This window comes from Methylocaldum sp., assembly GCF_039794385.1.
Lineage (GTDB): Bacteria > Pseudomonadota > Gammaproteobacteria > Methylococcales > Methylococcaceae > Methylocaldum.
On sequence record NZ_JBDIVO010000287.1, the window covers coordinates 1 to 5,830 of the forward strand.

The 5,830-nt window shown below is 58.4% G+C and carries 5 protein-coding genes; 3 read left to right on the top strand and 2 right to left on the bottom strand.

Annotated elements, in window-relative coordinates; genetic code table 11:
* On the top strand, positions 1-263 hold a 263-nt coding region (locus ABJK70_RS18775; RefSeq protein ID WP_347258754.1), incomplete at its 5' end, for a YccF domain-containing protein.
* Positions 264-863: 600 nt separating this feature from the next.
* Here the strand turns inward: ABJK70_RS18775 and ABJK70_RS18780 are convergent.
* Complete coding sequence (locus tag ABJK70_RS18780; RefSeq protein ID WP_077730511.1) at positions 864-2,129, bottom strand: hypothetical protein; 1,266 nt, start codon at positions 2,127-2,129, stop codon at positions 864-866.
* An 88-nt stretch (positions 2,130-2,217) separates the two neighbouring features.
* Positions 2,218-3,240, bottom strand: a complete 1,023-nt coding sequence (locus tag ABJK70_RS18785) for a DUF2235 domain-containing protein (RefSeq protein ID WP_077730512.1) — start codon at positions 3,238-3,240, stop codon at positions 2,218-2,220.
* A 768-nt stretch (positions 3,241-4,008) separates the two neighbouring features.
* On the opposite strand from ABJK70_RS18785, the gene ABJK70_RS18790 reads away from it, so the two are divergent.
* Positions 4,009-5,016 carry an NAD-dependent epimerase/dehydratase family protein gene (locus ABJK70_RS18790; protein ID WP_347258755.1) on the top strand — a complete coding sequence of 336 codons (1,008 nt, stop codon included), beginning with the start codon at positions 4,009-4,011 and terminating at the stop codon, positions 5,014-5,016.
* 37 nt (positions 5,017-5,053) lie between these two features.
* Positions 5,054-5,830 (top strand): patatin-like phospholipase family protein (locus ABJK70_RS18795; protein WP_347258756.1); only part of this gene is annotated, 777 nt, incomplete at its 3' end.

Consider the following 5,830-nt stretch of genomic DNA (forward strand, 5'->3'; position numbering starts at 1 on the left):
AGTCGATCAAGCTCGGGTTTGCCGTATTCGCGCCGTTCGGCAAAGAGGTGGTGGAACTCGACGGCGCGAACAACCCTTTGCGGATCATCTTCAACCTGATCTGGCTGCTACTTTTCGGCTGGGAAATCGCGCTCGCGCACCTTGCCAGCGCAGCCGTACTGGCCGTCACCATCATCGGCATTCCTTTCGCCTTGCAGCACATCAAGCTGATTCCGTTATCGCTGTTTCCCTTCGGGCGGGACTTCCGGCCGATTCAGTCCTAGAGCATTTTCCGATTCGGTGTCAGAGAGCCCGATATGTAGGTCGGCAATCCCTTCCCAATCGCAAACGGTCGCTTTAGTCGCGACCCTTCCAATCGCAAACGGTCGCTTTAGTCGCGACCCTTCCAATCGCAAAACGGCCGTCCTGGGAGCGCCAGGACGCCCCTTCCAACAAAATCCTTTGCCGAGCCGATACGTCGGCAAGGGATTGCCGACCTACGTTCTTCCCGCCCGAACACGAATCCGTACACCGGGATGAAAAACGCTCTAAGTACATTCAGGGAAGTCTTGCGGCATAGGCAACCTGCAGGACAACCCCGCCAATCAAGCCAATCTGTCGAGATTCCGCAAGTATTTGCGGAATGTACTTAGCAGCAATAGGCCGTGCGGCAAATCCCGCAGTACGTTGCGGGATGCCACCCATTTATTGTGAACGCCGGGCGGGGAAGTGGGCATGCAAAGCAGTTCTTTTCAAATCAAAACTGCTTTAACGGAACCGAGAATGCATGGCCCGCCGAGAGGAGGCTATGCCGAGCTAGAAAGCCTCCCAAGCTCGGGGCGGGCAATGCCAAAGTGCAGGAAAAAAAGTCGGGGCTGATGCGATCAGTGCAGTTGTTTCGGCCACTTCAGACGCACGATTCCGCTCTGCTCGCTATCGAGCTCGCCTAGAGACTCATTCGCCAAATAAATTCCGTTTTCCGCAGGTACGGCGGAAGCTATGGAGGCAAGCGGAAGGCCCTTATACATCGCCGCATAGAGAGGCTTGCTTCCATCAGGGCTCACGACGATCACACCCGTACGCTGCGTCTGACGCAGCAGCAGTCGGGGCGGCAACCGCAAGAGCAGCGGTTTGATCCACGCGTTTTCGTGGGCCCAGGTCAGGATGGGGCTTCTCTCTGTGAACAGGGCAAGCCAGATACGCCCGGACGCATCGCGGTCCATCCCGTCGTCCATGCCCGTAAGCCCATCGAGCACAACCTCGTAGCTCCCCGCTTTCGGACCCCGAAGATAGAAACGCGCCAGACGGAAAAGAGAGGTCTGGGTGACCAAAACCGACTCCTCCCGCGGCTGGCCCGGATGCAGGTCGTATAGAACGCCGTTGATGAAGTGGAATCCCTCCGCGACAAGGCGGGTGGTTCCGGTATCCAGGTCGTGCCGCCACAGGCGCCCATTGGGAGGTAGGGCAATGGCTTCATCTACCGCGTCGTCTAGCGAAGCGTCTCTGTACGAGAACGGTTCGGAGAAATAGATGCGCCGGCCGTCCTCGGAGACTTCCAGGTTGTCGCAGACCACCAGCGGACGATGATCTCCGCCGCTGCCGTCGCGCCTCAATTCGGGCGCCTTGGGATCGTTGTCCGCATAGACGACCGGGTGATCGGGATCGATCAGCGTTGCCGGCACCTCGAGAACGATGGGCTCGATTTTCCGGGTGTCGAGCGCGAGACGGTAGAGTCCGACAGCCTCGCCCGGAAACGGCTCGCCATAGGCGTTGGAGGAGCAAAAATAAACATGGTTCGGGTCGCCGGGCGCTTCGTGTATGCCGAACGCCATCAGCGGCGCATCCACGAACGGCTCAACCGCGTGTGTGGCGAGGTCTACGCTCCAGATTTTTCCGTCCGTCGCTGTAACCAGGGCCCTGGTTCCGCCGGTGAGTAACACGACATCGTCGTAACCCGGTAGGTCGGACCGAAAATGCTCCAGACCGGCAGCGAAGTCGGCGGAATGCTCGACTGCGGTGATCGCCGCTGCCGTCTTTGGGTCGAAGGAAATCGACTCGGCGACGCAGCAGCGAATTTCCGGTCTGGGGGCCGCGGCGATCCACCAGATTACGATGAGTAACACAAGGCCTATACCGATCCATTTCTTCATGAGCCTGATCCTCAAGCATTATGAGACGTTATCTATCCAACCTTACCGGGTTATGGCGATAGCCCTTTATCGCCGGCTCAGCGGCGTTTCATCGCAGCGGCGGCAAACCGGCGTTCGGCGGCTTGTAATTGCGGTCTTTCTTGCGCCGTCTTTGTGCCGAGTCGTCGATCACCTCGTTGCCGAACCTGGCGGTACCTAAGGCGCGATAATGACGCTGTTGTGTGTGGGCATAAACCCCGTTGAGGAATTGTGCGTAGGAATCGGTAATCGCTCCGAGGTAATTATCGGCTCCCACGTCTATCGGAGTAACCCCGAGGCCCGCCGCCATGGCTTTATCTTGAATCCAACGCAACGTTAGGTCGGACAGGCGCCGATCCGGATATCCCCCGCCGACATCGCTGTGCGCACCCACAAACCAGCGCTGTTCCAGGTTTTGTTGGGGACTCGCATCGGGCGTCCATAAACAGATATCGTAATCCGTTCGATGTTCGTCGATCGCGATGGCTTGGTAACCGTTTTCGACGATATGGCTCAATCTCGTGTCGTGGAACTGGTAAAAATACATGTTCAGGCGCTTCAAGATATCCAGCGGAATACCCAGTGCGCCGACCGTATCCCACACGCCGAGAAACTTAATTTTGATTTCCCGAGAAAACCTTGCCCTAAACTCCAGAGCGGTCGAAGAATCGGGACCGTCGTCTCTGGTACGGTAGATGCCATAGGCCATGGCCATACGCAGGGAAAGCTGCTTGTTTTTCACCAGACCGCAATTGCGAATGAGTCCGGCCAAACTCCTGGCGGTATAGGCGCCGCGGCTGAAGCCGAGAATATAAACCTCGTCGCTTTCCCGATATTCCTTGGCGAGAAACTTGTAACCGTCGAGGATATTTTTCTCCAGTCCCGCTCCCGTGGAGCCGCCAATAAAGCGGTCATACCATTTTGTGCCTATGCCTTCGTCATACCATTTAACTTGCCGGATACCATCTGCCGCAGTGTCCGTGACCGATTTATAAAACCGGCAAACATTGGTCTCGATCTGCCGGTCGGCGGGCAAGCGTTCGTCGGCGGGTTTGTTCCATGTGCCGTCGAAGCAAATGACGATCCGTTTCATATCAGCCCCCCTCAATAAAACTCTTTATTGATTCGATTTTTCGCCGTAATTCCGCCGCGCGCTGGACGGTAGGGGTAAGTTTCGACCCCTTGCCTTACGTGGTCACATCGAAAAGGCATTCAAGGCTATTTTTGAGAAAACAATGCGCTTGCGCCGAGCCGTTGTCAATCGATTAAAGCGGGTGGAAATGCGGCCCCGCGTACGGCAAAACCCCGGTCGACGAAAGGGTTTTAACCGGATATGGGTGTATGTGCTGCGTAGGGGCGTTGTGTACCTTTTCAGTGGTTATCCTTGAAATGTCTTGCTGTTACGGGATTGCGTGAAACATAATGCCGGCTGCGCCATGGAAAACCTGTGTAATTCCAAATCGCTTTCAATCAGGCATTCATTTTGTAGGATGGGTAGAGCGAAGCGAAACCCATCGATGGTGGGTTAGGCCGCGAGGCCGTAACCCGCCGAGCGACTCCCAATCGGCGGGTTACGTGGAGCCTGTCCTGAGCTCCGTCGAAGGGCGTGTCCCAAGCGGAGCCGAGAGGCTAACCCACCCTACGATGAGTGTTCACGCGAAAGCCGAATGGAATAAATCGGATAGAGCGAGGCGGAAACCATAAGAGATTCAGGATTGTGGGATTATCGAGATCTTACGGTTTTCCATATCCTGAATGTATTTCGAATAGATTCTGAATTTACGTCTTCCTCCAGCGGCGCAGCCTTTTCGATATACCCGCCCGTTCCCGTAATTCCAAGAATAAGGGGGTTGTGATCGCTATGAACGAGATACTGAATGCAAAGAGCAAGGTCCTCGTCACCGGACCGACCAGCTTTCTCGGTTACCATGTCACCAAGCGTCTGAATGAAAAGGGTATCCGGCCGCGTGCGCTGATCCCGCAAGACACCGATCCGTCCACCTTGCGGGATTTGGATGTGGACATCGTCCGAGGCTCGGTCGAGGATGCGATTTCCTTGCGTGCCGCCTGCGACGGGGTGGATACGATTTTTCATCTGGCTTTTCTGGTCAGCATCGGTGGAGGGCTAGAGGAGCGTATGCAGCAAGTGAACGTGGTCGGAACGCGCAATCTCCTGGATGTGTCCGCGGACTCGGGCGTTACGCGGGTCGTCGTGACCAGCAGCGCGCTCACCGTGGGCGTCAACCGGAAGCCGGAGCCGCTCGACGAGACCGCGGACGGCACCGTTCACCGCCTGGATCTCCCGTATGCGGCAAGCCGGCGACAGGCCGAAGAGGAGGCGCTCGGACGATCGAGCCCCAGTATGTCGGTAGTCGCGGTCAATCCTTCTTTTACCATGGGGCCCGAGGATTACGTCGGCGCGCCCGCCAATAAACTTCTCAAGGCGGTCAGCGCCGGCAAGCTTCCCGTCACTGTTCCGGTCGGTTTCGGCTGTCTGGACGTTCGCGATTTCGCGGACGGAATGCTGTTGGCTGCCGAACGCGGCCGCCCCGGCCAGCGCTACCTGCTCAACGGCCACAACGTGATGGTGGACGATCTGTTGGGACAAACCGCCGCTATCGCGGGCGTGCGGCCGCCCCGGTTGCGGCTGCCGGTCTGGGCGGCCTATGCCCTGGTTACGGTGCTGCAGGCCGGTTACGCCCTGCTCCGAAAACCGTTCCCGGTTACCCGCAGCGTGCTCCAAATCCTGGGCCGCTACGCTTGGTACGACACCGCCCGTGCGCGCGAGGAACTCGGCTGGACGCCGCGTCCCTTGCAGCAGACGCTTGAAGATACCCTTCGTTGGCTACGCCAGAGCGAAGCCGGATAGGAGTCAAAGTCGGGAGTACTAGGATATGGAATCAAGCATGGCAGAAGCCGAGAGCGGCCTGTCGCCAACCACGTTCGAAATCGGGTTGGTCATGGCTGGCGCGGTGTCCGCCGGCGCATACACGGCCGGAGTCATCGATTTCCTGACCGAGGCGCTGGACTCTTGGTATCGGGCGAAGCAAAGAGGAGTACCCGATACGCCCCCGCACGACGTGAAGATCTCGGTGGTAACCGGCGCCTCGGCCGGAGGCGTTACGGCGGCGGTGCTGGCGTCGGAGCTGCGCGGCGGTCTGCTGCATATGAATTCGCAAACCGCCAGCGCGCGAAACAAGCTTTACGAGACCTGGGTCGAACGGGTCGATATAGGCCCATTGCTCGACGCTCGCGATCTGGAGCGGCCGGGTGCCAAGGTGCCTTCGCTGCTGGATTCGACCGTACTCGACGATGCGGCGAGGAACGCCCTGGCCACCGCATGGTCCGGAGCCCCGTGGCCCGAGTACATGGCCGATCCACTGGATGTGATCCTGTGCGTCACGAACTTGAGAGGCGTGCCTTATTCCATTCGTTTCTCGGCCGAGCAGGACCGCGATTACGGCATGTCTCAGCACGCCGATTACATGCATTTTTCGCTCAGCCCGACCGACAAAGCGTCGAAGTGGAACGATTCCGTGCCGCTCGGGCGGGACGACCAGGAAGAGGGCAATTGGAGGCTCTTGAAAGAAGCCGCGCTGGCGAGCTCGGCGTTTCCCGCCGCTCTGGCGGCTCGCAGCCTGACGCGCTCGGCGGGCAACTACAACCGCCGCCGCTGGAGCATT

Bases quoted from the DNA above. Each gene is read 5' to 3' on its own strand.
- ABJK70_RS18780 (WP_077730511.1), bottom strand. From the start codon at position 2,129: ATGAAGAAATGGATCGGTATAGGCCTTGTGTTACTCATCGTAATCTGG.
- ABJK70_RS18785 (WP_077730512.1), bottom strand. From the start codon at position 3,240: ATGAAACGGATCGTCATTTGCTTCGACGGCACATGGAACAAACCCGCC.
- ABJK70_RS18790 (WP_347258755.1), top strand. From the start codon at position 4,009: ATGAACGAGATACTGAATGCAAAGAGCAAGGTCCTCGTCACCGGACCG.